This is a genomic window from Mesorhizobium sp. M1406, from assembly GCF_040317555.1.
GTDB lineage: Bacteria > Pseudomonadota > Alphaproteobacteria > Rhizobiales > Rhizobiaceae > Mesorhizobium.
Genome location: NZ_JAMYKW010000001.1, coordinates 130,237 through 153,982 on the forward strand (window position 1 = coordinate 130,237; position 23,746 = coordinate 153,982).

Sequence of the window (23,746 nt, forward strand, 5' to 3'; positions counted from 1 at the left end):
GCCGCCTTCACCGGGGGTCAGGCGGCGCTCGGCACGAGGCGACGATTGCCGCCGAAGGCCAGTGCCGCGCCAACCACGACGGCCAGCACCATGCCGGCGAGGATGCCGATGTCATGCGCGGTCGGCTTAAGCACCATGTCGGCAATGATCACCAGCATTACCGCATAGTCGAAGCGTGCCGCGCTCATCATGCGCTCACCGATGGCAAGAACAGCCGGTGTGACGCCCTCCTTGGCGATCATCGCCCCCATGCGCTCGCCGGTCGGCTTGAAGATGAACATGCCGATCGAAAAGGTCGTGGCGTAGCCGGCAAGGCCGATCAGTACCCACAGATCGGAGAAGCCGACCCAGAAACCGCACATCATGAGGCCGAAGATCAGCGTCAGCATCGACATCGGCGCAAAGAACTTGCCGCCCAGTTGGCCGCTGGCGCGCATCGCCTGCAGCTTGTCCTCGATGTTGCCCGCCCGCTCGGCAAGCATGCCGAGCAGGAACAGCACGAAGCCGCCACCGACCCACAGAATGGCCGTGATGACGTGGAGGAATTTAACGATCGAGTACCAGTCCATGGGTTGCTCCTGCGTGTTCCGGTTGGATTTGCGGCGGCGCTGATTTGCGCCGGCCGTCAGAGGAGCGGGCGTTTAGCCCGGCGCCTGTTTCGAAACGATGTCGCGAAAAACGCGGCTCTGTTTCAGCGCCCTGCCAATGAACGAAGCGGCTGAGATAGTGATTGCGCAATCTGATTTTCTGCTAATGTACGAAATGTCGGGAGGGGTTGGCGCGACATCGTCTGGAAACATTGCCGATGCTAGTGCGCCGACGCCGGGAGCCCGGTGGCGACAACGATCGCCTGACCATCAACCCATTCCCGCAGACGGGAAAGGCAATTCGGGGGACCATTATGCAAGGGGTAGCACGGAATTTCTTCACGTTGGCCATCATCTATGCGCTGTGCGGCATGGCGCTCGGCCTGTACATGGCGATCAGCCAGGATCACGGCCAGATGCCGACCCATGCCCACACGATGGTGGCCGGGTGGCTGATGTCGGCGGTCTTCGCCTTCTTCTACCATCTGTTTCCGGCAATCGGGCAAAAGACGCTCGCCACCGTTCATTTCTGGCTGACTGCAATCAGCGGCATCGGCCTGCTGATCGGCCTCTTTTTCCTGCTTGCCGGCAATGCCGCGATCGAACCGCTGGTGGCGGCCTCTTCGATGGGCTTCTACGTAGCCCTGCTGCTGTTTGCCTTCATCGCCTTGCCGGCGGTCTGGAAGACCGCCTGAACTGAGCATGAGGCAAGATAAAGCTGTGCCGGCCGTCTGGAAGACGGCCTGAACTGAGTGTGAGGTTCGTGCTGTGCTGTTACGGCACAGGACGGCGGCGTTCGGTCAAAAAACATATGCGCTGTTAAGGCTTCATTAAGCTTTACAGGTGTTTACTATGTTCATCCAGTGATCTGGATTCTTACCGAGTGGTTGGAGCCACTTTGTTTGACGCCTCCCTGTTAAACTCCTGAGAGCCGCCTTATCCGCGGCTCTTTTTTTGTTCGCATTTTGCCTTTTGCCCGAATTTCAGATGGGGCGCCCGACATCGGCTCGCCCATTAACCTTCTGTTAAACATGTGCTTGCCTTCACCGGTGACGAAGCGCATTTTCAAGCTTCAGTCAGACGGGTTTCCGGGTGTATCGGCAGGGAGCCGAATCGGCCGGTTGCAAGTGCAGGGACGTATCGATGAACGAGCTTTCGAAGGGCAGTGCGAAAACCGTCAAGCTGGCGGAACGCCGGGTTTTCTCGCAATCCTTCAAGCCGCTTTACCAGGAAGGTATGGGCCTGGTCGAACAGGCGGCCGAATATCTCGATGGCAAGGGCCGCGCCGAGGCGAAGAAGCTGTCCAGGCTGGCGGCCACGCTCTATGCGGCCGAATCGATGCGGCTGACCACCAGGCTTATGCAGGTTGCGTCCTGGCTGCTTTTGCAGCGCGCCGCCAACTCCGGCGAGATGACCCGCGATCAGGTCGCGTCTGAAAAGTCCAAGGTGCGCCTCGATACCGCTTCCGCCCATGACGAAGCCGCCGGCTGGGCCGAACTGCCCGAGGATTTCCTCGACCTCGTCACCCGCTCGCTGCGCCTGCAGGCACTGGTCCGCCGCATGGACGAGGAGATCTATGGCTCCGGCGCGTTGGCCGACATGCAGCCGATGGCTCGCCGCCTCAATCCGGTTTCCGACCAGATCAGCCTGCTCAACACGGCTTTCGCCAGAGGATAGACCTCGGGTACTTCTCTGTTTCCGGTTTGTTCACATTTCGCTGGCATCGCTGTCCATCGGAGGTAGACTGGACGGATGGGGGAAGCGATTCGCATCATCGGTATCGATCCGGGGCTTCGGCGCACCGGCTGGGGCATCGTCGAAAGCCTTGGCAATTCGCTGCGCTTCATTGCTTCCGGCACCGTGAAGTCCGACGACAAGGCGGCTCTGGCGACGCGGCTGTGCCAATTGCATGACGGGCTCGCCGAGATCCTACACACCGCCATGCCGCACGAGGCGGCCGTCGAACAGACCTTCGTCAACAAGGACGCCGTGGCGACGCTGAAGCTCGGCCAGGCGCGCGGCATTGCCATGCTGGTGCCGGCGCGTGCGGGCCTCGTCGTTGCCGAATATGCGCCCAACGCCGTCAAGAAGGCGGTGATCGGCGTCGGCCATGGCGACAAGAAGCAGATCCACATGATGGTGAAGGTGCTGTTGCCGAAAGCCACTTTCGACACCGAACATGCCGCCGATGCGCTGGCCATCGCCATCTGCCACGCGCATCACCGGCAGAGCGTGGCTTACAGGATGGCGCTTGCTGGATAGAGATGTTCTTGACTTGTTCGCATAGTTGGAATATTTCTTACTTGTAAGAAAGGTATGTTCCATGCGCGTGACGAGCAAAGGCCAAGTGACAATTCCACGGGATCTGCGGGAGACATTCGGGATTGGCGCCAACAGCGAAGTCATCTTTGGCATTGAGGGGGGCAAGATCACGATCACGCCGAAGCACGACAGGGGACGGCTTGCCGATCGCGAAAGACTCGATCGTTTTCTCGCTGCGCTTGATCGGCTTGAAGGCAGCGGCGATCAGACAATGAATGCTGACGATGTCATGGCTTTGACTCGGGATCGCTGATCTTGGCGACACTTGTCGACACCAATGTGCTTATTGATATCGCCGTTCGCGATCCCGTCTGGTCGAAATGGTCGCGGTCAAAAATGGCGGCTGCCCTTGAGAAAGGCAGCCTGGTCATCAATCAGATTATCTACGCCGAGTTTTCGATGCGCTATGAGGCCATCGATGATGTCGATGATGTCTTGCCCGAAGATGAGTTTCGGCGCGAAGGGCTCCCATTCGAAGCGGCCTTTGCGGCGTCGAGAGCGTTTTCGGTCTACCGGCGGCTGGGCGGACCTCGAGAGAGAGTGATGCCCGACTTCCTGATAGGTGCCCACGCTGCCATCCGAGGCTACCCCATTCTTACTCGCGATCCCGTAGGTTTCAGAAAGTACTTTCCAGATGTCGAGCTCATTACGCCCGATACCCACCCTTAACGAGGGCTGCATCCAATGATCGGCAAGCTCAAGGGCACGCTGGACGAGATCGACGAGGATCATTGCCTCGTCGATATCCATGGCATCGGTTATGTCGCCTATTGCTCCGCGCGCACGCTGGCCGCGCTGCCTTCGCCCGGCGAGGCCGTGGTGCTGTTCATCGAGACCTATGTGCGTGAGGACATGCTGCGGCTCTACGGCTTCCAGTCGCAGCTCGAGCGCGAGTGGTTCCGGCTCTTGATGAACAACGTGCCGGGCGTCGGCACCAAGGTGGCGCTGGCCATCCTGTCGACGCTGGCGCCGGCAGATCTCGCCAATGCCATTGCGCTGCGTGACATCGCCATGGTTTCGCGCGCACCCGGCGTCGGCAAGAAGGTGGCCGAGCGCATCGTCACCGAGTTGAAGAACAAGGCGCCGGCCTATGCCGGGACCGCTTCGGGCACCATCGGCCTCAAGCAGGAGCTCGGCGACGGCGTGGCATCCGCGCCGATCACCGACGCCGTCTCGGCACTGGTCAATCTCGGCTATTCGCGCGACACGGCCGCCAATGCAGTGGCGGCTGCGCTGAAGACGGCGGGCGGGGACGCGGATGCGCCGAAGCTGATCCGTTTCGGGTTGAAGGAACTGGCACGGTGAGTCGCTTGTTCAGCTCCTTGCCGTGTGCAAGGAAGGCGTTATGAGCCTGTCGCCCCGCCTGATTGCGCCGGAAAAACGCGGCGAGGATGCCGAGCAGACCTTGCGGCCGCAGACGCTTGACGATTTCGTCGGCCAGGCGGCGGTGCGGGCCAATCTCAAAGTGTTCATCGAGGCCGCCAAGGGCCGCAACGAGGCGCTCGACCATGTGCTGTTCGTCGGACCACCTGGCCTCGGCAAGACAACGCTGGCGCAGATCATGGCGCGTGAACTCGGCGTCAATTTCCGCTCGACCTCTGGTCCAGTCATCGCCAAGGCCGGCGACCTCGCGGCACTGCTGACCAATCTCGAAGAAGGCGACGTGCTGTTCATCGACGAGATCCACCGGCTGAGCCCGGCGGTGGAGGAAATCCTCTATCCGGCGATGGAGGATTTCCAGCTCGACCTGATCATCGGCGAGGGGCCGGCGGCGCGCTCGGTCAAGATCGATCTCGCCCGCTTCACCCTGGTCGCCGCCACAACGCGACTTGGCCTGCTCACCAACCCGCTGCGCGACCGTTTCGGCATTCCGGTGCGGCTCAATTTCTACACGGTCGAGGAGTTGGAGCAGATCGTGCGGCGCGGCGCGCGCATCCTGCAAATGCCGCTCGGCGATGATGGCGCACTGGAGATCGCGCGGCGTGCGCGCGGCACGCCACGCATCGCCGGCCGGCTGCTGCGCCGCGTGCGCGATTTCGCCTCGGTCGCCGGCGACGGCCATGTCGACCGCAAGATCGCCGACGAGGCGCTTACCCGGCTGGAGGTCGACGCGCTCGGCCTCGACGCGCTCGACCGCCGGTACCTGTCGATGATCGCGCGCAATTTCGGCGGCGGGCCGGTCGGCATCGAAACGATCGCCGCCGGCCTGTCCGAGCCGCGCGACGCCATCGAGGACATCATCGAGCCCTATCTCATCCAGCAGGGTTTCATCCAGCGCACGCCGCGCGGCCGGATGCTGACGGCCAATGCCTGGCGCCATCTCGGCCTCGACGCGCCGAAGGACCTGGCGCAGCGGCAGATCAACCTGTTCCAGGAAGAGTAATTTTCCAACGCGCCGCTACGTTTGCGCAAACTCTCCTCGTCCTGGTCGGCTTGCCGGCGAGCCATGACAACCAGATGTGGGTTCCTGCGGTTGATCGGCTGGTTGATCGTCTCCGGCGGCCTCGGCTTCAGCATTCTGCCGGTGCGTTTTGGGATGCGCCCCGAAATCCTGTAGATCGACCTTGGCTAAATCCAAATCGCCTCAGTGAAGTGACTTGATCGTGTCCAGCACATCCGGCTCAGCCTTGTCGTCGCTGAAGGCATCGACGATGCCGAAGGCGCCACCATAGCTCCACACCGACCATGAGAAGCCATGCGCTTCGGCGCGCGCGATCATGTCCCTGACATAGGCGGCCCGGTACTCGGCCGGCATCACATAGGCGTTGCCGTATTCCTGGCGGATCATGCCGAATTCGCCCAGCGTGATGTTTTCGGGCTTGACGCCGTTGGCCTTCGCCCACGCCTCGACCTTTTTGAACGGCGCATCCATCAAGCCAAGCAGCTTGTCGGGACTGTCCATGCTGGCGACCTGTTCGTCGAGATAGGCAAGCAGGCCGCTCTGCCGAGCCCATGGCGCCTCTGCCTTGATCCTGGCGCGGATGGTGTCGAGTGTCACGTCGAGCTGCGCCCGCGGCACCGCGGTCAGCGGATAGGGCAGGCCGGTCACATACGGGATGAAGTCGCCGGCCCAGGTCGCACCCTGATGGGTCAGCAGGAACGGATCGTAGGAGTGGAAGGTCCAGATGACATTGTCGTCCCGGATCGCCTTCGGATCGATCTTCTCAAGCGACGAGGCGGCGGAATAGCAGGCGCCGGTCAGCACCAGGGTCAGTTTCGTCGCCGAGGATCGCGCCGCGGCGAACAGTTTGCGCTGGCGGTCCGGCCACAGGCTGGTGCCGTCGCTGTCGCAATCGACGATCGGTTCGTTCATCGGTTCGAAAGCGACATGGGCGGGATCTTCGCTCGCCAGCGTGCGGGCCATCCTGCGCACCATCTCGACATAGTCGTCGAAGGTTTGCGGGTCGTCCATCACTTGCGCCATGCCGATCTTGCGGCTGCCGCCGGCCGAGGTCAGGTGCATGTCGACGACCACCTTCAGCCCGGCGCGGTTTATCATCCGCACCGAATCCAGCACGCTGGCATAGAGATCGTCGCGCAACGCCACGGTCTGGCCGGACAGGAACGGAGATGGATCGACCGGCATGCGCAGGAAATCGAAGCCCGCGTCCTTCAGTGCCTTGAGATCGTCTTCCCCAAGGAATTTGCGCCATTCGGGGTAGGGCAGGATGGCCTTGGCGTCGCCCCACTGGTCCTCGCCTGGCCAAGTGACCCACTGGTCCAGATTGAGGCCGCGCTTCATCGAGAAGGTCGCCGCATGGCTGGGCCACACCAACGCCGTGAGCACAAACAACACCGCCGTCAAGGTCTTGATCATCGCCGTCAACAGTGCCATCCGATGCTATGCCACGCGAGAAACAGGTGCCTCGTCGGGACTGAAAAAGGAAGCGCAATGGGCGATCATGGTGAATCGGCGACGCTGCTGGCCGGGCTTTCCGGCGCGTTGACGGCGTCCGGCCACCGGCTGATGGCGCGGGTCTATTACGCCGACACCGATTTCTCGGGTGTCGTCTATCATGCGCGTTATCTCGAATTCTTCGAACGCGGCCGCTCCGACTATCTGAGACTCACTGGCGTGCATCACACCGAACTTGCCGAAGGCAAGCATGGCGAAAAAATTGTTTGGGTGGTGCGGCGCATGGAGATCGATTTTCGCGGTCCCGCCCGCATCGACGACATCCTGACGGTCGATACAAGCACCGAGGATATTTCCGGCGCGCGCATCTTCATGGCGCAAAAGCTCAAGCGCGGCGACGAGGTGCTGGTCGAGGCCAAGGTCGAGGCGGCGATCATCGGCGAGAATGGCCGCCCAAGGCGCTTTCCGAGGGAATGGGTGGCGGCGTTCATGCGCAAGGCCGCTGCTGACTAGCCCCATTGCGATCAATAGGGATGGCTTGCGCCTTGCCACTGGGCGTGGCAATGCGCCGCGCCTTATATACTAACCCATCCTTAACCATAACGGTTCATGAAGAGATTGGTGAAGATTGGCGTGATCGTGCGCCTTCCTTTCACCAACATTTGCCCCGAAAAGGCCGCTAACGGCACAGTTTGGGGTTGTTCCGGTAGCTTCGTGCGACCGATCACAAGGGATGCCAGGGGCCAGCCGCCAGCTTCGCCCGGAAAATCTTAAGGACGTAACGATGGAAAATATCGCACTCGCCGATCCGGGCGCGCAATTGTCGGTTTGGGCGCTGTTCAGCCAGGCCAGCTGGGTGGTCAAACTGGTCATGATCGGCTTGCTCTGCGCTTCGATCTGGACCTGGGCGATCATCGTCGACAAGCTGGTTTCCTATGCCCGCATGCGAATGTCGCTCAACCGGTTCGAGCAGGTGTTCTGGTCGGGGCAGTCGCTGGAGGAGCTTTACCGGACGCTCGCCGACCGCAAGACCACCGGCATGGGAGCCATTTTCGTGGCCGCGATGCGCGAGTGGAAGAAGAGCTTCGAGAAGGGCGCCAAGTCGCCGCTCGGGCTGCAGACCCGCATCGACAAGGCGATGGACCTGGCGCTGACCCGCGAAATGGAAAAGCTGGAGGGCCGCCTCGGCTTCCTCGCCACCACCGGCTCGGCGGCACCCTTCATCGGCCTGTTCGGCACCGTCATCGGCATCATGACCTCGTTCCAGGCGATTGCCGGTTCCAAGAACACCAGTCTCGCGGTGGTTGCGCCCGGCATTGCCGAAGCGCTGCTGGCGACGGCCATCGGCCTGCTCGCCGCCATCCCCGCCGTCATCGCCTACAACAAGCTGTCGTCCGACGCGAGCAAGATAGCGGTGCGCATGGAAGGGTTCTCCGACGAGTTCTCCGCCATACTCTCGCGCCAAATCGATGAAAAAGTGGCCCCCAAGGCCTGAGGAGTAGCAGATGGGTATGTCCATGGGCATGGGAGGGCGCGGCGGGCGCGGCCACAGGCGGCGCGGCCGTCACCATGCACTAATGTCGGAGATCAACGTCACGCCGATGGTCGACGTGATGCTTGTGCTGCTGATCATCTTCATGGTCGCCGCACCGATGCTGACGGTCGGCGTGCCGATCGACCTGCCGGATACGCAGGCCAAGGCGATGAATGCCGACACGCAGCCGATCACCGTCTCGATCAACGCCACCGGCCAGATCTACCTGCAGGAAACCGAGATCCCGATCGAGGAACTGGTGGTCAAGCTGCAGGCGATCTCGAAGACCGGTTATGAAGAGCGCATCTTCATCCGTGGCGACAAGTCCACCGACTATGGCACGGCGATGAAGGTGATGGCCCGCATTTCGGCCGCCGGTTACAAGAATATCGGCCTCGTTTCGTTGCAGGAACAGGATCAGTAGACAAGAAGATGAAGACCGGCCTCACCACATCGGTGATCTTGCATGCGGCGGCGCTGACCTTCGGCCTGTTCACGCTGACGGCGCCGGCCGCGCTTCCGTCCTCCGACGTCGAGTCGGTAGCGGTCGATATCGTGCCGATGGAAGCCATCGCGCAGACGTTGCAGGGCGACAAGAAGGCCGTGATGCATGAAAAGCCTGCACCTGTGCCGACGCAGCGTCCGGACATCGTGCCGGATGCGCAGAAGGTCGGCGAGAACAGCGTCGATACCGACAAGCCGATAACGCCGGAAGCCAAGCCCAAGCCCGTCGACATGACATCGGCTCCGCCGCCCGCGCCGACACCGATCGAAAAGCCGAAGCCCGAGGACGTGCCGAAGCCTCAGGAAAAGCCCAAGCCCACGCCGGCAACGGAAGTGGCGCCGGCACCGACGCCCAAGGAAGAGGTCAAGCCCGAGCCGGTCAAGCAGGTCGACCCCAAGCCGACACCGGCCAAGCCGGCGCCGACCCCGCCGCCGCAGGACAAGACCGCGGCAATAGATCCGACGCCCGAGGTCAAGCCTGACGCCGTCGCCGAAGCCATAGCGCAGGAGCCGCCCACCGAAGCGACACAGCTGCCGGACTCGGCACCCGCGCCGGAAGCCCGGCCGAAGCCGCAGCCGGCACAGGCCGAAAGCGCCAAGGCGCCGGACCGCAAGGATGCCGACAAGCCGGTCAAGGAAGCCTCGTCGAAGCCGAAGTCCGACGACAAGCAATTCAACGCCGACGAGATTTCCGCTCTCCTCGACAAGCAGAAGCCCTCGGGCGGCGGCGGCAAGCGCTCGACCCAGCAGGCGTCGCTCGGCGGCGACAAGGATCAGGGCCAGAAGCTTTCCAGGTCGGAAATGGGCGCCCTGGAAAGCCAGCTCGGCGGCTGCTGGACCCTTCCCGCGGGCCTTGAAGGTTCCGAGAACTTCGTCGTCGTGGTGCGGTTCAACCTGGATGCCTCCGGCAAGCTGGACGGGCGACCGGCGGTCGAAAAGTCAAGCGGAAACCGTCAGTTCGACGAAAGTGCCGTTCGCGCGGTGCAAAAATGCGATGTCACCGGCCTGCAGGTTCCAGCCGGCAAGCAGGATATCTGGGCCGACGTCCGCGTCACCTTCGATCCAAGGGAGATGCTGGGCCTCTAGGGCCCGCGTATCCGAAAATCAGTACGAGAAGCGAGAAGACATGAAATCAATCCTCAAGCCGCTCCTGATGGTCGCAGCAATGGCGATGGGCATGACCGCTGTCGGCACGTTGCCGGCGCTGGCGCTCGTCGAGCTCAACGTCAACAAGGGCAATGTGGAGCCGCTGCCGATCGCCATCACCGATTTCCAGGGCGGCGACGCGCTTGGCGCGCAGATTTCGCAGATCGTCACCGCCGACCTGAAGCGCTCGGGGCTGTTCGCGCCAATCGACAAGAGCGCCTTTATCGAGAAGATCACCAACCCGGATGCAGCGCCGCGCTTCGACGACTGGAAGGTCATCAACGCGCAGGCCTTGGTCACCGGCAGCGTCAGCAAGGAAGCCGACGGCCGTATCCGCGCCCAGTACCGGTTGTGGGATACGTTTGCCGGCCAGCAGATGTCCGGCGAGCAGTTCTTCGCCAACGACGCCAATCAGCGGCGTGTCGCCCACATCATCGCCGACGCCATCTATGAGCGGCTGACCGGCGAAAAAGGCTATTTCGACACCCGCGTTGTCTTCATCGACGAATCCGGCGCCAAGAACGCGCGCAAGAAGCGCCTCGCCATCATGGACCAGGACGGCGCCAACATCCGTTATCTCTCGGATGGCAAGTCGATCGTGCTGACGCCGCGTTTCTCGCCGAACCGGCAGGAAATCACCTACATGTCCTATGAGAGCGGTCAGCCGCGGGTCTACCTGCTGCAGATCGAGACCGGCCAGCGTGAACTGGTCGGAAATTTCCCCGGCATGACCTTTGCGCCGCGCTTTTCGCCAGACGGCCAGAAAGTGATCATGAGCCTGCTGCGCGACGACGGCAATTCCAACATCTTCGCCATGGATCTGCGCAGCCGTTCGACGACGCGGCTGACCAATTCGACCGCCATCGACACCTCGCCCTCCTATTCGCCCGACGGCAGCAAGGTGGTGTTCACCTCCGACCGCGGCGGCCGTGCGCAGATCTACGTGATGGGCGCCGACGGCTCGGGCCAGACCCGCATCTCCTTCGGCGACGGTGTCTACTCGACGCCGGTGTGGTCACCGCGCGGCGACCTGATCGCCTTCACCAAGCAGACTGGCGGCGAATTCCAGATCGGCGTCATGAAAACCGACGGCTCGGGCGAGCGCATCCTGTCCTCAGGCTTCCAGCAGGAGGGGCCGACCTGGGCGCCGAACGGCCGCGTGCTGATGTTCTTCCGCGACTCCGCCGGTGGGCCAAAACTGATTTCGGTCGATCTTACCGGGCGTAACGAGCAGTCGATCCCGACGGCGAATTTCGCTTCGGACCCGGCCTGGTCGCCGCTGCTGGAGTAAGGGACGAATTGGAGAATTGAAGAGATGGAGAAACCGGGAAGTTATATCAAGCGCGCGAGGGATTTAGAGGTATATAAACGCGCTTATGCAATTTCTCTTGAGGTGCACAGGGCCACGCTTGCTTTCCCGAAGATGGAGCAATACGCACTGGCTGACCAGTTGCGCCGTTCCAGCAAGGGAATCTGCGCCAATCTGGCTGAAGGGTTCGCCAAACAGACGCACTCCAAACCCGAATTCGCACGTTTCATTTCAATGGCGATGGGGTCCTGCAGTGAAGTGGACACCTGGATTTCGTACGCGTTCGACCTTGGATACATTACCCAAGCGCAGCTCGTGGAATGGCTGCAATCCTATGCCCATATCTACGGCATGCTGGTGAATCTGAGAGAGAAGCTAAGGTGATTTCTCTCTTCAGTTCTTCGATTCCTCACCTCTTCAATTCCCCCTTTTCCATGCATTGGTCGCGTTTTTGCCGCATTTCCGCCTAGGGTCCGCGCCAACTGTGGCTCATGGCCAAACAGCTGCGGACGGGCAGCTTAAACCAAAATTTAACCGTGTTTCTTGAATGCCGGTTAACCCAAACGTGGTTACTGGGTGATCAACGAAATCACTCGAATACGATCACTCGAAATACGAAGGAGAGGCGGCATGGGCCGTATCGCAGCACTTACCAGAAACCCGGTCATGATCGCGCTGGTGGCGATGCTCGCCATCGCCGGTTGCGCCTCGAAGAAGACGCCGAACAACGCGGCCGATCTTGGCCTCAACGGCGCCGGCGCGGCAACGCCCGGATCGGCGCAGGACTTCACCGTCAACATCGGCGACCGTATCTTCTTCGATACGGACTCGACCTCGATCCGTGCCGATGCGCAGACGACGCTGGCTCGTCAGGCACAATGGCTGAACCAGTACAAGCAGTATGCCATCGTCATCGAAGGCCATGCCGACGAGCGCGGCACGCGTGAATACAATCTGGCGCTCGGCGCCCGCCGCGCCGCCGCCACCCGCGACTTCCTCGTCGCCAAGGGTGTTTCTGCCGGCCGTCTCAAGACCATCTCATACGGCAAGGAACGTCCGGTCGCGGTGTGCGACGACATCTCCTGCTGGTCGCAGAACCGCCGTGCGGTCACCACGCTCAGCGGCGCCGGTTCCTGAGGCGTCGCGCGGCCGGTCGCGCCTCAAGAAATGCGCGGCGTACAGCGGTAAAAATGCAACATACCTGTGCGAAAGGCGGCCTCCGGGCCGCCTTTTTCATATCCGGATGCCCGAAACAAAATTTGGCCGAAGTCTCGGCTCCTGCTATGAGCCGAGGGCGCTTGGCTGGTCCCATTCTGATTGGAAGGCGCGAACAAGCTAACGAAATCACGGCGAGAGGCACATGCATTTGAGATCGGTTCTGAGCGGCACGCTTGCGCTGCTGCTCCTATCAGGCGTCACCGCCCTGGCTAGCGGCTTGGGGGCTAGCGGCACAGGGCAATCAACCGACAGCGGCTTTTCCTTCCATCTGCCCAGCATCGAATTGCCCAGCATTTTCGGTCAAAAGAAAAAACAGGATCAGGTCCAGATGGTGCAGTCCGATCCTGCCGCCGTCACCAGCCTGGAAGAGCAGTTGCGGCAGATGAACGGCAAGATCGAGGAACTCAATTTCCAGGTCCTGCAGATGCAGGAGCAGATTCGCAAGCAGCAGGAAGACAACGAATTCCGCTTCCAGCAGCTTGAAGGCGGCACGCAAGGAGCACAGCCGCCGGCACAGAAGAAATCAGACGCCACCACCGGCACCGACTCCAACGTGGCAGCGGCCCCGGCAACACAGGCGCCGGCCGATGCCGGCGCCGCGCCCGGCAACAACCAGTCAGCAGGCGGCAAGACGGTCGAGGACGTCATCGTCGAATCGCCCGATGGCGACCCCGGCAAGATGATTCCCGGTACGGGAGCGCCTGAAAAGACCTTCGGAACCATCACCGTCGACAAGAACGGCAATGTCGTCGATGCCGGCGGCAACACCCAGTCGACCACGCCGGCGCAGGAAACCGCGCCTGCCACCGGCGCGCCTCCCAAGGCCGGCAAATCCGATACGGTGATCGCCGCGTTGCCCGCCACCAACGATCCGGAGGAGCTCTACCGCAACTCCTATCAGTTCATCCTCTCGGGCGATTACGGCACCGCCGAACAGGGTTTTCGCGACCACATCGCCCGCTTCCCCAGGGACGCGAAGGCGGCGGACGCGCATTACTGGCTGGGCGAGTCGCTGCTCGGCCAGCAGAAATACCGTGACGCCGCGGAGACTTTCCTTGCCGCCAGCAAGGATTACCCCAAGGCCAAGAAGGCTCCCGACATGTTGCTGAAGCTCGGCGTGTCGCTGGTCGGCCTCAAGCAGCATGACGTTGCCTGCGCCACCTTCAGCGAGGTCGGCAAGCGCTACCCTGATATTTCCAGTGCGCTCAAGGAACGCGTCAAGCAGGAGAAAGCCCTGGCTGCGTGCTGATCTTTCTGATGCATGTCGTTGTCCCGGGGCCACTTTTGGGCGACACGCATTGATGCTCGACATCGAGCCTGAATTTTCGACCAGAATTTTTTCGCACATCGATTTTACCAGCGGCGCTGTTGCGGCCGTGTCCGGCGGCAGCGACTCGACCGCCCTGCTCCTTCTTCTCAAACACCATCTCGACCGCACGGCGCCAGCAATCAAGCTGCTGGCGGTGACGATCGAACACGGGTTGCGGGCCGGTTCGGCAGCGGAAGCGCAAGCGGTGGCGAAGCTGTGCGCGACATACGGAATTTCACACCGCATCATGACGTGGTCTGGCCCCAAGCCGTCGACCGGTCTGCCCGCAGCGGCGCGCGAAGTGCGCTACCGGCTGCTGGCCGAGGCAGCACAAGCGGAAGGCATCGGCCTGATCCTGACCGGCCATACCGCCGACGACCAGGCGGAAACGGTGCTGATGCGGCAAGCACGGGATGATGGCCGAGAGTTTGCCGGTATGGCGGGCCGCGGACTTGCCGGCATGGCGCCGGCTACCTTGTATGATTGGCGCAGTTGGATCGTGCGGCCGCTCCTCGGTGAGCGGCGCTCGGCACTGCGCGACGTCCTGCGGCGTCGAAATGTCGACTGGGCCGACGACCCGACCAATGTCGACGAGGCTTTCGAGCGGCCGCGCATGCGCGCTATGCTCGCCGGCCGGGACGGCGTGCGGCGCATCGACGATGCGCTGGCGCTGGCCGCGCACGAGGGCAAGGCGCGCCGGCAGCTTGGCCTCGCAGCCGCGGACTTGATCCGCCGTTTCGCGGCTCAGCCTGGGGCGGGGCTCGTTCGTCTCGATCCGGGTTTTTTGAGCACGGGTGACGAGCGGGCAGCCGTCTATGCGTTGCGCATCCTGCTGGCCACCATCGGCGGGATCGCCTTCCTGCCGGATCAGGCCCGCGGCGAGGCGCTGTTCGGCCGGCTCAAGGCCGGATTTCTTTGCGCCACATTGTCGCGGACGGTTGTCGATTTCCGGCGTGCCGGCATCTTCCTGCGGCGCGAGGCGCGCGGCTTGCCCGCAGCAGCTGCCGCCGACAGCACCCTGTGGGATGGCCGCCGGCACATCACATTGAACGACAGCAGCGGCGCATTGTTGATTGCCCCGTTCGGCACGGCGGCGAAGCGGCTGGCAATGGGCGACGGAAAAACCCCGCCGAGCCTGATGCGCGCCGCGCTCGCCGCCGAGCCGGCATTGTGGCGATCCGGTGAATGCCTTGGATTGCCCGGGCATGGAACCTTGTCCGCGACGGTTGAAGCGCGGCCGGTCGTTGCGCCCTTCGCCCGCTTTCTGCCGTCCTTCGACCTGGCGCCGGCGCGGGCCGTCGCCGGGCTGATTGGCGCTGCCCCGGTCCCGCCCTTGCCTTTCCGCGGCCACAGTGCCGGTTGATGGTGGGCGAAAGCTTAACCCCGACGTGCTGTTATGCTTGGCAAGGGGAGGCGCTCTCCCTATGTTAGGCGCAAGTTTCCTCTCATGACGCGTGTCCGCCCCGCGGACGCCAACGGGACAATTGATGAATCCGAACTATCGCAACCTCGCGCTCTGGGCGATCATAGCGGTCCTGCTCATCGCCCTGTTCAATCTGTTCCAGACGCCGCAGACGCGAGGGGCCTCCAGCGATGTGCCGTATTCGCAGTTCCTGCAGGACGTCGCGGCGGGCCGGGTCAAGACGGTGACCATCGCCGGAGCCCGCATCACCGGCACCTACACCGACAATGCCAGCGGCTTCCAGACCTATTCGCCCGGCGATCCGTCGCTGGTCTCGCGGCTGCAGGACAAGAACGTCACCATCAACGCGCGGCCTGAGTCCGACGGCTCCAATTCGCTGTTCGGCTATCTGATCTCATGGCTGCCGATGATCCTCATCCTCGGCGTCTGGATATTCTTCATGCGCCAGATGCAGTCCGGCTCCGGGCGCGCCATGGGCTTCGGCAAGTCGAAGGCCAAGCTGCTCACCGAAGCGCATGGCCGCGTCACCTTCCAGGATGTCGCCGGCGTCGACGAAGCCAAGCAAGATCTGGAAGAGATCGTCGAGTTCCTGCGCGATCCGCAGAAGTTCCAACGGCTCGGCGGCAAGATTCCGCGCGGCGTGCTGCTTGTCGGTCCTCCGGGAACCGGCAAGACGCTGCTCGCCCGTTCGGTTGCCGGCGAAGCCAATGTGCCGTTCTTCACAATTTCCGGTTCGGACTTCGTCGAGATGTTCGTCGGCGTCGGTGCAAGCCGCGTCCGCGACATGTTCGACCAGGCCAAGAAGAATGCGCCCTGCATAATCTTCATCGACGAAATCGACGCCGTCGGCCGCCATCGCGGCGCTGGCCTCGGCGGCGGCAATGACGAACGCGAGCAGACGCTGAACCAGCTGCTCGTCGAAATGGATGGCTTCGAATCAAACGAAAGCATCATCCTGATCGCCGCCACCAACCGACCCGACGTGCTCGATCCGGCACTGCTCAGGCCAGGCCGCTTCGACCGCCAGGTCGTGGTGCCGAACCCCGACATCGTCGGCCGCGAGAAGATCCTCAAGGTGCATGTGCGCAACGTGCCGCTGGCACCCAATGTCGACCTCAAGGTGATCGCGCGCGGTACGCCCGGCTTCTCCGGCGCCGACCTGATGAATCTCGTCAACGAGTCCGCGCTGATGGCGGCACGCCGCAACAAGCGCCTCGTCACCATGGCCGAATTCGAGGACGCCAAGGACAAGATCATGATGGGCGCCGAGCGTCGTTCGTCGGCCATGACGCAGGCCGAGAAGGAGCTCACCGCCTACCATGAGGCCGGTCATGCCATTCTCGCGCTCAACGTGCCGTCGGCCGACCCGCTGCACAAGGCCACCATCATCCCGCGTGGCCGGGCGCTCGGCATGGTCATGCAGTTGCCGGAAGGCGACCGCTATTCGATGAGCTACAAATACATGATCTCGCGTCTCGCCATCATGATGGGTGGCCGTGTCGCCGAGGAGTTCAAGTTCGGTAAGGAAAACATCACCTCGGGCGCCTCCTCGGACATCGAGCAGGCGACCAAGCTGGCCCGCGCCATGGTCACGCGCTGGGGCTTTTCCGACAAGCTTGGCCATGTCGCTTACGGCGACAACCAGGAGGAAGTGTTCCTCGGCCATTCAGTGGCGCGCACGCAGAACGTCTCGGAAGAGACCGCGCAGATCATCGACGCCGAAGTGCGCCGCCTGATCGACGAGGCCTATTCGACGGCGAAGTCCATCCTGACCAAGAAGAAGAAGGAATGGATCGCGTTGGCGCAAGGCCTGCTGGAATACGAGACGCTGTCCGGCGAGGAGATCAAGCAGTTGATCGCCGGCCACAAGCCCGCGCGCGACCTCGGCGACGACACGCCGCCAAGCCGGGGCTCGGCCGTGCCGAAGTCCGGCGGCCGGCGCAAGAAGGGACCGGAGCCGGAAGGCGGCATGGAACCGCAGCCATCGAGCTGAGTTCGACAAGAAATTGATTTTAGAAACGCCGCGGCATGGTCCGCGGCGTTTTTTTGTTTGGAGGCTTTGGCACTCGTCTGCCTTAGCTTGAAGGCGGGCCAATTGTTGAAGCCGGCGCCGCTCCTCATCTGCCTGCCGGCATCTTTTCCCATATCGTGACTGTGTAGTGACGGAGAGAAGTGCGCCGCCTCCCGGCGATTTCGCCAATCACCTGCGTTGCCAGGATGGCGCCGGCGTTGCGGTCAGCTACTTTCTCCCCGCCACTATACGGGGAGTTGAGGGAGTGGTCCGCGAAGCGGACGAAAAGCCAATTGCTTGGCTTTTCGAACGACGAATGCCCGGCAGGGCAATGGGCGGCGCCATCGAGCGCGAATGGCCCGCCCGGCATTTGACAAGAAAAAAGCCCGCGAACCTTGGGCTCGCGGGCTTTCTCTTGTTCAGATGTTGTTGTCGTTCAGCTCTTCAGCTTGGCGTTGCACAGGCTGTAGAAGCCGCCGCCCTTCTGGATCCACTTGAGGCCACCAAGCGCATTGGCGTCCTTGAGGGCATAGTACTGGTCGAGGCAAGTATGCATGCGGCCCTTGCCGGGGGTCTCGCTGGAATATTTCGGCGAGATCGCTGACGGGAACGTGACGCCCTTGGGTGCAACAGTGGTCGGTTTCGCCGGCTCCTTGGTGTAGCTCGCCTCGTCGGCGGCCGGTACGGTGTCGTCATCCGACGCGCTGGCGCCGCACTCGGTCTTGCGGAAGTCGTTCCACTTCATGCCTTTCAGCGTGTCGGCTGTCTTGGCAGCCTGATACTTGGTGCTGCATTCGGCCATGCTCAGACCCTTGCCGCCACTGTCGGCGGGAGCCGCGGCAGCCTTGGTGGTTGCCGGCTTGGCGGCAGCGGCGGATGCACCGGCGGCGCATTCGGACTTGCGGAAGTCGTTCCACTTCATGCCGTTCAGAGTGCCGGCAGCCTTCGCCGCCTGGTACTTGGCGCTGCATTCCTTCGCCGTCAGACCCTTGGCCGTGCTGTCGTCGGCCGCAGCGGCCGCCTTGGCCGGCTTCGTCTCGGCAGCCTTCTTGGTGTCGGCGGTTGCCTTTGTGTCGGCTGCCTTTGTGTCGGTTGCCTTGGTGTCGGTCTTGGCCGCTGCGTCTGCGCCGCACTGGGCCTTGCGGAACTGGTTCCAGGTCGCCCCGGCGAGTGTCCCCGCATCCTTGGCGGCGTTGTATTTCGTGCTGCACTCGGCCATCGTCAGTGCGTTGGCTGGCGCGGCCAGAAACAAGGTCGCGACGGCGAGGCCGGTCAAAGTAGCAAGTCGGTGGATGAGCATAGCGTTTCTCCGTTGCGGCAGCCCATGATACGTCCCGACGAATCAATAACGCTCAACGGCCGGTTGCGCCAGATGCTAAGTAGCGTATATATCGGCGAAAGCTGGGGCTTTGCCGATAAGGTGATGAAATCGTTGTTCGTTGCCGGCTTCAAAGCAAGATTTTCCATGTGCATCCGCGCTGAAAGTCTCGCATGACTGGTATATTCAACATGGCAGTCTCAGCATGCCAGGTTGCAGCCAGGTTGTGTGCAGTGCACAACAAGGATTTTCTAAGGATTGGTAACATATAATCACACAATGTGATCAAGGCGCCCCGGCCAATTGTGGCATGACGTGCTGGGGAAGAACGTTAAGGAATCGGGCTAGCATGGCAGGGAATTATTTCGGCACGGACGGCATTCGCGGGCGCGCCAACAAGTTTCCGATGACCGCGGAAATCGCGATGCGGGTCGGCATGGCTGCCGGCCTCTCCTTCCAGCGCGGCAGCCACCGTCATCGTGTCGTGCTCGGCAAGGACACCAGGCTTTCCGGCTATATGATCGAGAATGCCATGGTCGCCGGTCTTTGTGCCGCCGGCATGGACGTGTTCCTGCTCGGCCCGATCCCGACTCCGGCGGTCGCCATGCTGGTGCGTTCGCTGCGCGCCGATATCGGCGTCATGATCTCGGCTTCGCACAATCCCTATTACGACAACGGCATCAAGCTGTTCGGACCCGACGGCTACAAGCTCTCCGACGAGATCGAGGAGCGCATCGAGAGCATGCTCGACAAGGATATCGAACTGGCGCTCGCCGATTCCGACGGGCTTGGCCGCGCCAAGCGCGTCGACGGCGTGCATGACCGCTACATCGAATTCGCCAAGCGCACCTTGCCGCGCTCGATGTCACTCTCGGGCTTGAGGATCGTCGTCGATTGCGCCAATGGCGCGGCCTACAAGGTGGCACCCGAGGCGCTGTGGGAACTGGGCGCCGAAGTCGTCGCCATCAATGTCGAGCCCAATGGCTTCAACATCAACAAGGAATGCGGCTCGACCCATCCCGCCGGCCTGCAGAAGAAGGTGCACGAAGTGCGCGCCGACATCGGTATCGCGCTCGATGGCGATGCCGATCGCGTCGTCATTGTCGATGAGAACGGTGCGATCGTCGATGGCGACCAGATCATGGCGCTGATCGCCGAATCCTGGCACCAGAGCGGGCGGCTCGCCGGCGGCGGCGTCGTTTCGACGGTCATGTCCAATCTCGGCCTCGAGCGCTTCCTCGGCGACATGAAGCTGCAATTGCACCGCACCAAGGTCGGCGACCGTTATGTCGTCGAACATATGCGCGCGCACGGGCTGAATGTCGGCGGCGAACAATCCGGCCATATCGTGCTGTCGGACTTCTCGACCACCGGCGATGGCCTGGTTTCGGCACTGCAGGTACTGGCCTGCATCAAGCGGCAGGGGCGGCCGGTCAGCGAACTGTCGAAGAAGTTCGAACCGGTGCCACAGCTCCTGAAGAACGTCCATATTTCCGGCGGCAAGCCGCTCGAGGAAGCGCCAGTCAAGGCGGCCATCGAAGACGCCCGCCACCGCCTCGGCAAGGCCGGGCGGCTGGTTATTCGGCCCTCCGGCACGGAACCGCTGATCCGCGTCATGGCCGAGGGCGACGACCCGCAACTGGTCGAGTCCATCGTCAATGGGATCGTTGAGGTTATCTCCGAAACGCGCAGCGCAGCTTAATCACAAGCCCGCCCGCGAGGGTGCCGCACACATATCTTCGCCAGCTCAAGCCCGCCCTTCCGGCGGGCTTTTTGGTCGGTCCGGCAGTCGATTCCGGCATCCTGAGGCCGCTCTACCATGCCTCGAAGTTTCGGGATTCGTGGTTAAGCAACAGGGTTAAACGCCCTTTAACCTTTGCACTTCATTATCCACGACTGAAAAGCAATTGCATTCGGACACGATAGCCGTTCCGAACTTCTCAGGGGTGACAAGCATGTTCAATACAGCCAGAAAGGTCCTGCTCGCCTTACTGTTCGCAGGCCTGGCAGGACCGCTGTTCGCGGCCGACCTGCCGGAACCGGTGGTCGAGGAAGCTCCGCCTCCGGCCGTCTACGAGCAGCCGGTCGAAGTCGGCGGCTGGTATATCCGCGGCGACATCGACTATCACAAGTCGACCCTGCGCGGCATCGACTATATGACCTATACCGTTGATCCCTGTAACTGTACGGTCACGCCCGGCACCAGAAGCTTCGATTTCGGTAAGCTCAAGGGCGGCTTCTCGCTCGGCGCCGGCGTCGGCTACAAGATCAACGACTACTTCCGCACCGATCTGACCGCCGACTATTGGTTCAAGTCGAACTTCAACGGCGGCACGTCGGATATCAACGGGACTTCGACCGAAGTGTCGAAGATGAGCGCCCTGCTGCTGCTTGCCAATGCCTATGTCGATCTCGGCACCTATAGTGGCATCACGCCCTACGTCGGCGCCGGCATCGGCGGTGCGCGCGTCAAGTGGGATACTGTCTATGACCCGAACACCACCGAGACCAACCCGGGAGCGTCCAACTGGCGCTTCGCCTACGCTCTGATGGCCGGCGCTTCCTACTGCCTGACCGACAAGATCATCCTCGACGCGGGCTATCGCTTCAGCCACATCCAGGGCGGCCGCATGTTCGAATGGGATGTCAGCAGCTCCGGCCCCGGCTTCGATCGCGGCATCAACACACACGAAGTGCGCGGTGGCCTGCGCTATCAGTTCGGCGGCAACAACGGTTGCGCCGCGCCGGTCGTGGCCTACCAGCCCGAACCCGAGCCGATCTACACCAAGTAACACCAGCATTACCTGAAATTCTCGCGAACCGCCCGGCATCAGCCGGGCGGTTTTCGTTTGCACCGCCCCGATGAGACCCTGCCGGAAATGAATTCGCTAACGCTCTGTTAGCCTTAACCGGCACTTAACCACTATGGTTAACAATGCTTCCTGAAACGATGGCTGCCGTTGCTATTCCTGGCGGCGCCAAATTCGGGAGTCGGGGACCATGAAAATCATTTCGCGTAAGACGCTGGCACTTGGCGCCTTAGCCCTCTTGCCGCTGACGCCCGTGCATGCTGCCGACTACGACCCGCCGATCTATGTCGACCAGGCGCCCGATTATGTGCCGGTCGAGGTCGGCTCCGGCTGGTATCTGCGCGGCGATGTCTCGTACCTGGCGCAGAAGAGCTTCAGGAACGACAATTTCGCCTTCACGCCGGCAAGCTTCAGCGACAAGGAAGACCCCATCTTTGCCAGCATCGGCTTCGGCTACCATTTCAACGACTATCTGCGCGCCGATCTCAATCTGGGCTATCTGCCCGGCAACAAGATCGGCGTCGGCTATGACGATTCAGCGACTGCGGCAGAGCCGACCGTGGCATCGGCGTCCCTGAAGAACTACGCCTTCTCGGGCATGCTCAATGGCTATGTCGATCTTGGCACCTATGTCGGGATCACGCCTTATCTCGGCGCCGGTATCGGTGTCGTCCGCAGCAAGCGCAGCCTCTCGGCTAGCTACTTCACCGACAACAGCGATCCCAGCGATGATTTCGTACTGAATGACAGCAAGACCCAGTACTCCCTGGCCTATACGCTGAATGCCGGCCTTGCCTATCAGGTGACGAAGAACGTTTCCGTCGATCTGGGCTATCAGTATTTCTCCGCCCCGGATGCCGAATATGTGACAGCCGAAAGCCTGACCTCCTATCCGATCAAAAAGGGGATCAGCAACCACCAGGTCAAGCTCGGGCTGCGCTACGATCTCTGGTAGGCGCCGCGAGCACGAGGATCAGGACGGCGGATCTTCGGGTCCGCCGTTTGCGTTTGAAGTCACGCCATCCTGATCACAGATCGCCAGTATCCCGCCAGCGACAAAAACTTTCCTCTTGACGCCCGAAGCCTGAACGCATATCGCCGTCCGTGGGCCACCCCTCCCCAACGAGGGGCCACTATCTGGAAGGATAGACCACGATGACGACGCATACGAAGCCCGGACTCCGTCCGGCAAACCCCAATTTTTCCTCAGGTCCCTGCGCAAAGCGCCCTGGCTGGTCGGTCGAGGCCCTGAACAATGCCGCGCTCGGTCGCTCCCACCGCGCGAAGATCGGCAAGGCCAAGCTCGAACAGGCGATCGAGCTGACGCGGGAAATTCTCCAGGTCCCGGCGGACTACCGCATCGGCATCGTGCCGGCGTCGGACACCGGCGCGGTCGAGATGGCGCTGTGGTCGCTGCTCGGCGAGCGCGGCGTCGACATGGTCGCCTGGGAGAGCTTTGGCTCCGGCTGGGTCACCGACGTGGTCAAGCAATTGAAGCTCGCCGATGTGCGCAAGATCGAAGCCGGCTACGGCGAACTGCCCGACCTCACAAAGATCGATTTCGACCGCGATGTGGTCTTCACCTGGAATGGCACCACGTCCGGCGTGCGCGTGCCGAATGGCGATTTCATTCCCGCGGATCGCAAGGGCCTGACCATCTGCGACGCGACTTCGGCCGCCTTCGCACAGAGGCTCGATTTCGAAAAACTCGATGTCGTCACCTTCTCCTGGCAGAAGGTGCTGGGCGGCGAGGGCGCGCACGGCATGCTGATCCTGTCACCCCGCGCGGTCGAGCGGCTGGAGATCTATAAGCCTTCATGGCCGCTGCCGAAAATCTTCCGCCTGACCTCGGGCGGCAAGTTGATCGAAGGCATCTTCAAGGGCGAGACCATCAACACGCCGTCGATGCTGTGCGTCGAGGACTATCTCGATGCGCTCAACTGGGCCAAGTCGATCGGCGGCCTCGAAGGGCTGATCGCCAGGGCGGATGCCAATGCGGCCGTCCTCGATCGCTTTGTCGCCAAGTCCTCATGGCTCGGTCATCTCGCCGTCCAGCCGGCGACGCGGTCGAACACGTCCGTGTGTCTGTCCTTCACCGATCCGGATGTGTCCGCGCTCGACGCCGATGGGCAAGCGGCCTTCGCCAAGGGCTTGGTCTCCACGCTCGACAAGGAAGGTGTCGCCTACGACATCGGCGCCTATCGTGACGCACCGCCCGGCCTGCGCGTCTGGTGCGGCGCGACCGTCGAGACGTCGGATCTCGAAGCATTGCTGCCCTGGCTCGACTGGGCCTTCGCCGCGCAGAAGGCGTCGCTTAAAGCGGCTGCCTGATCCCTCCCCCTTGAGGGGAGGGTGGCCCGAATGGCCGGGTGGGGTCCTCTCCACCCGGCTCCACGTTA

Annotated in this window: 24 protein-coding genes; 21 read left to right on the top strand and 3 right to left on the bottom strand. The window is 62.3% G+C overall.

Annotation, left to right across the window (positions count from 1 at the left end; genetic code table 11):
* Positions 1-17: 17 nt before the first annotated feature.
* Positions 18-569 carry a DUF2269 family protein gene (locus NKH03_RS00655; RefSeq protein ID WP_352966700.1) on the bottom strand — a complete coding sequence of 184 codons (552 nt, stop codon included), beginning with the start codon at positions 567-569 and terminating at the stop codon, positions 18-20.
* Positions 570-901: 332 nt separating this feature from the next.
* Here NKH03_RS00655 and NKH03_RS00660 point away from each other — a divergent pair, with 332 nt between their 5' ends.
* The 7 genes from NKH03_RS00660 (at position 902) to ruvB (ending at position 5,292) form a co-directional block, all read left to right on the top strand.
* Complete coding sequence (locus NKH03_RS00660; protein WP_352864895.1) at positions 902-1,282, top strand: hypothetical protein; 381 nt, start codon at positions 902-904, stop codon at positions 1,280-1,282.
* A gap of 448 nt (positions 1,283-1,730) precedes the next feature.
* Positions 1,731-2,264: a protease adaptor protein RcdA gene (rcdA, locus tag NKH03_RS00665; RefSeq protein ID WP_352864892.1), complete on the top strand. Its 534-nt coding sequence runs from the start codon at positions 1,731-1,733 to the stop codon at positions 2,262-2,264.
* 75 nt (positions 2,265-2,339) lie between these two features.
* Positions 2,340-2,849 (top strand): crossover junction endodeoxyribonuclease RuvC, encoded by a 510-nt coding sequence (ruvC, locus tag NKH03_RS00670; RefSeq protein ID WP_352864890.1) that lies wholly within the window; start codon positions 2,340-2,342, stop codon positions 2,847-2,849.
* A gap of 61 nt (positions 2,850-2,910) precedes the next feature.
* A complete protein-coding gene (locus NKH03_RS00675; RefSeq protein ID WP_224700539.1) occupies positions 2,911-3,162 on the top strand; it encodes an AbrB/MazE/SpoVT family DNA-binding domain-containing protein in 252 nt (83 codons plus the stop codon).
* 2 nt (positions 3,163-3,164) lie between these two features.
* On the top strand, positions 3,165-3,578 hold the full coding sequence (locus NKH03_RS00680; RefSeq protein ID WP_352966701.1) for a type II toxin-antitoxin system VapC family toxin: 414 nt from the start codon (positions 3,165-3,167) through the stop codon (positions 3,576-3,578).
* 15 nt (positions 3,579-3,593) lie between these two features.
* On the top strand, positions 3,594-4,214 hold the full coding sequence (ruvA, locus tag NKH03_RS00685; RefSeq protein WP_352966702.1) for a Holliday junction branch migration protein RuvA: 621 nt from the start codon (positions 3,594-3,596) through the stop codon (positions 4,212-4,214).
* 40 nt (positions 4,215-4,254) lie between these two features.
* Positions 4,255-5,292, top strand: a complete 1,038-nt coding sequence (gene ruvB / locus NKH03_RS00690) for a Holliday junction branch migration DNA helicase RuvB (RefSeq protein ID WP_352864883.1) — start codon at positions 4,255-4,257, stop codon at positions 5,290-5,292.
* Between the two features lie 201 nt (positions 5,293-5,493).
* On the opposite strand, the gene NKH03_RS00695 is transcribed toward ruvB, so the two are convergent.
* Positions 5,494-6,744 (bottom strand): glycoside hydrolase family 5 protein, encoded by a 1,251-nt coding sequence (locus NKH03_RS00695; RefSeq protein WP_352966703.1) that lies wholly within the window; start codon positions 6,742-6,744, stop codon positions 5,494-5,496.
* A gap of 57 nt (positions 6,745-6,801) precedes the next feature.
* On the opposite strand from NKH03_RS00695, the gene ybgC reads away from it, so the two are divergent.
* The 10 genes from ybgC (at position 6,802) to ftsH (ending at position 17,201) form a co-directional block, all read left to right on the top strand.
* Entirely contained in the window at positions 6,802-7,278 is a 477-nt protein-coding gene (ybgC, locus tag NKH03_RS00700) for a tol-pal system-associated acyl-CoA thioesterase (RefSeq protein ID WP_352966704.1), read from the top strand.
* A 271-nt stretch (positions 7,279-7,549) separates the two neighbouring features.
* On the top strand, positions 7,550-8,260 hold the full coding sequence (gene tolQ, locus NKH03_RS00705) for a protein TolQ (protein WP_352966705.1): 711 nt from the start codon (positions 7,550-7,552) through the stop codon (positions 8,258-8,260).
* A gap of 10 nt (positions 8,261-8,270) precedes the next feature.
* Positions 8,271-8,723: a protein TolR gene (gene tolR / locus NKH03_RS00710; protein WP_352966706.1), complete on the top strand. Its 453-nt coding sequence runs from the start codon at positions 8,271-8,273 to the stop codon at positions 8,721-8,723.
* Between the two features lie 8 nt (positions 8,724-8,731).
* Entirely contained in the window at positions 8,732-9,889 is a 1,158-nt protein-coding gene (tolA, locus tag NKH03_RS00715; protein WP_352966708.1) for a cell envelope integrity protein TolA, read from the top strand.
* Positions 9,890-9,929: 40 nt separating this feature from the next.
* Complete coding sequence (tolB, locus tag NKH03_RS00720) at positions 9,930-11,240, top strand: Tol-Pal system beta propeller repeat protein TolB (protein WP_352864870.1); 1,311 nt, start codon at positions 9,930-9,932, stop codon at positions 11,238-11,240.
* Between the two features lie 24 nt (positions 11,241-11,264).
* Positions 11,265-11,642: a four helix bundle protein gene (locus tag NKH03_RS00725; protein WP_352966709.1), complete on the top strand. Its 378-nt coding sequence runs from the start codon at positions 11,265-11,267 to the stop codon at positions 11,640-11,642.
* 246 nt (positions 11,643-11,888) lie between these two features.
* On the top strand, positions 11,889-12,395 hold the full coding sequence (gene pal, locus NKH03_RS00730; protein WP_352966711.1) for a peptidoglycan-associated lipoprotein Pal: 507 nt from the start codon (positions 11,889-11,891) through the stop codon (positions 12,393-12,395).
* A 223-nt stretch (positions 12,396-12,618) separates the two neighbouring features.
* The gene (gene ybgF / locus NKH03_RS00735) at positions 12,619-13,725 is read left to right on the top strand and encodes a tol-pal system protein YbgF (RefSeq protein ID WP_352966712.1); all 1,107 of its coding nucleotides are present in this window, start codon (positions 12,619-12,621) and stop codon (positions 13,723-13,725) included.
* Between the two features lie 52 nt (positions 13,726-13,777).
* Positions 13,778-15,148, top strand: coding sequence for a tRNA lysidine(34) synthetase TilS (gene tilS / locus NKH03_RS00740; RefSeq protein WP_352966713.1), 1,371 nt, complete (start codon positions 13,778-13,780; stop codon positions 15,146-15,148).
* A gap of 124 nt (positions 15,149-15,272) precedes the next feature.
* Positions 15,273-17,201, top strand: a complete 1,929-nt coding sequence (gene ftsH / locus NKH03_RS00745) for an ATP-dependent zinc metalloprotease FtsH (protein ID WP_352864859.1) — start codon at positions 15,273-15,275, stop codon at positions 17,199-17,201.
* Positions 17,202-17,655: 454 nt separating this feature from the next.
* Here the strand turns inward: ftsH and NKH03_RS00750 are convergent, their stop codons facing one another.
* The gene (locus NKH03_RS00750; protein ID WP_352966714.1) at positions 17,656-18,519 is read right to left on the bottom strand and encodes a hypothetical protein; all 864 of its coding nucleotides are present in this window, start codon (positions 18,517-18,519) and stop codon (positions 17,656-17,658) included.
* 367 nt (positions 18,520-18,886) lie between these two features.
* On the opposite strand from NKH03_RS00750, the gene glmM reads away from it, so the two are divergent.
* The 4 genes from glmM to NKH03_RS00770 all read left to right on the top strand — a co-directional run bounded on the left by glmM (position 18,887) and on the right by NKH03_RS00770 (position 23,678).
* Positions 18,887-20,239: a phosphoglucosamine mutase gene (gene glmM / locus NKH03_RS00755; RefSeq protein WP_352864855.1), complete on the top strand. Its 1,353-nt coding sequence runs from the start codon at positions 18,887-18,889 to the stop codon at positions 20,237-20,239.
* A 253-nt stretch (positions 20,240-20,492) separates the two neighbouring features.
* Complete coding sequence (locus NKH03_RS00760; RefSeq protein WP_352864854.1) at positions 20,493-21,329, top strand: outer membrane protein; 837 nt, start codon at positions 20,493-20,495, stop codon at positions 21,327-21,329.
* Between the two features lie 208 nt (positions 21,330-21,537).
* Positions 21,538-22,302, top strand: a complete 765-nt coding sequence (locus NKH03_RS00765; RefSeq protein ID WP_352966715.1) for an outer membrane protein — start codon at positions 21,538-21,540, stop codon at positions 22,300-22,302.
* Positions 22,303-22,502: 200 nt separating this feature from the next.
* Positions 22,503-23,678: a phosphoserine transaminase gene (locus tag NKH03_RS00770; protein WP_352966716.1), complete on the top strand. Its 1,176-nt coding sequence runs from the start codon at positions 22,503-22,505 to the stop codon at positions 23,676-23,678.
* Positions 23,679-23,746: the final 68 nt, after the last annotated feature.

Bases quoted from the DNA above. Each gene is read 5' to 3' on its own strand.
- NKH03_RS00760 (WP_352864854.1), top strand. From the start codon at position 20,493: ATGTTCAATACAGCCAGAAAGGTCCTGCTCGCCTTACTGTTCGCAGGC.
- glmM (WP_352864855.1), top strand. From the start codon at position 18,887: ATGGCAGGGAATTATTTCGGCACGGACGGCATTCGCGGGCGCGCCAAC.
- ybgF (WP_352966712.1), top strand. From the start codon at position 12,619: ATGCATTTGAGATCGGTTCTGAGCGGCACGCTTGCGCTGCTGCTCCTA.
- ftsH (WP_352864859.1), top strand. From the start codon at position 15,273: ATGAATCCGAACTATCGCAACCTCGCGCTCTGGGCGATCATAGCGGTC.
- ruvB (WP_352864883.1), top strand. From the start codon at position 4,255: ATGAGCCTGTCGCCCCGCCTGATTGCGCCGGAAAAACGCGGCGAGGAT.
- tolR (WP_352966706.1), top strand. From the start codon at position 8,271: ATGGGTATGTCCATGGGCATGGGAGGGCGCGGCGGGCGCGGCCACAGG.
- tilS (WP_352966713.1), top strand. From the start codon at position 13,778: ATGCTCGACATCGAGCCTGAATTTTCGACCAGAATTTTTTCGCACATC.
- ruvA (WP_352966702.1), top strand. From the start codon at position 3,594: ATGATCGGCAAGCTCAAGGGCACGCTGGACGAGATCGACGAGGATCAT.
- NKH03_RS00660 (WP_352864895.1), top strand. From the start codon at position 902: ATGCAAGGGGTAGCACGGAATTTCTTCACGTTGGCCATCATCTATGCG.
- tolQ (WP_352966705.1), top strand. From the start codon at position 7,550: ATGGAAAATATCGCACTCGCCGATCCGGGCGCGCAATTGTCGGTTTGG.
- ruvC (WP_352864890.1), top strand. From the start codon at position 2,340: ATGGGGGAAGCGATTCGCATCATCGGTATCGATCCGGGGCTTCGGCGC.
- tolB (WP_352864870.1), top strand. From the start codon at position 9,930: ATGAAATCAATCCTCAAGCCGCTCCTGATGGTCGCAGCAATGGCGATG.
- pal (WP_352966711.1), top strand. From the start codon at position 11,889: ATGGGCCGTATCGCAGCACTTACCAGAAACCCGGTCATGATCGCGCTG.
- NKH03_RS00675 (WP_224700539.1), top strand. From the start codon at position 2,911: ATGCGCGTGACGAGCAAAGGCCAAGTGACAATTCCACGGGATCTGCGG.
- NKH03_RS00695 (WP_352966703.1), bottom strand. From the start codon at position 6,744: ATGGCACTGTTGACGGCGATGATCAAGACCTTGACGGCGGTGTTGTTT.
- rcdA (WP_352864892.1), top strand. From the start codon at position 1,731: ATGAACGAGCTTTCGAAGGGCAGTGCGAAAACCGTCAAGCTGGCGGAA.
- NKH03_RS00750 (WP_352966714.1), bottom strand. From the start codon at position 18,519: ATGCTCATCCACCGACTTGCTACTTTGACCGGCCTCGCCGTCGCGACC.
- NKH03_RS00765 (WP_352966715.1), top strand. From the start codon at position 21,538: ATGAAAATCATTTCGCGTAAGACGCTGGCACTTGGCGCCTTAGCCCTC.
- tolA (WP_352966708.1), top strand. From the start codon at position 8,732: ATGAAGACCGGCCTCACCACATCGGTGATCTTGCATGCGGCGGCGCTG.
- NKH03_RS00655 (WP_352966700.1), bottom strand. From the start codon at position 569: ATGGACTGGTACTCGATCGTTAAATTCCTCCACGTCATCACGGCCATT.
- ybgC (WP_352966704.1), top strand. From the start codon at position 6,802: ATGGGCGATCATGGTGAATCGGCGACGCTGCTGGCCGGGCTTTCCGGC.
- NKH03_RS00770 (WP_352966716.1), top strand. From the start codon at position 22,503: ATGACGACGCATACGAAGCCCGGACTCCGTCCGGCAAACCCCAATTTT.
- NKH03_RS00725 (WP_352966709.1), top strand. From the start codon at position 11,265: ATGGAGAAACCGGGAAGTTATATCAAGCGCGCGAGGGATTTAGAGGTA.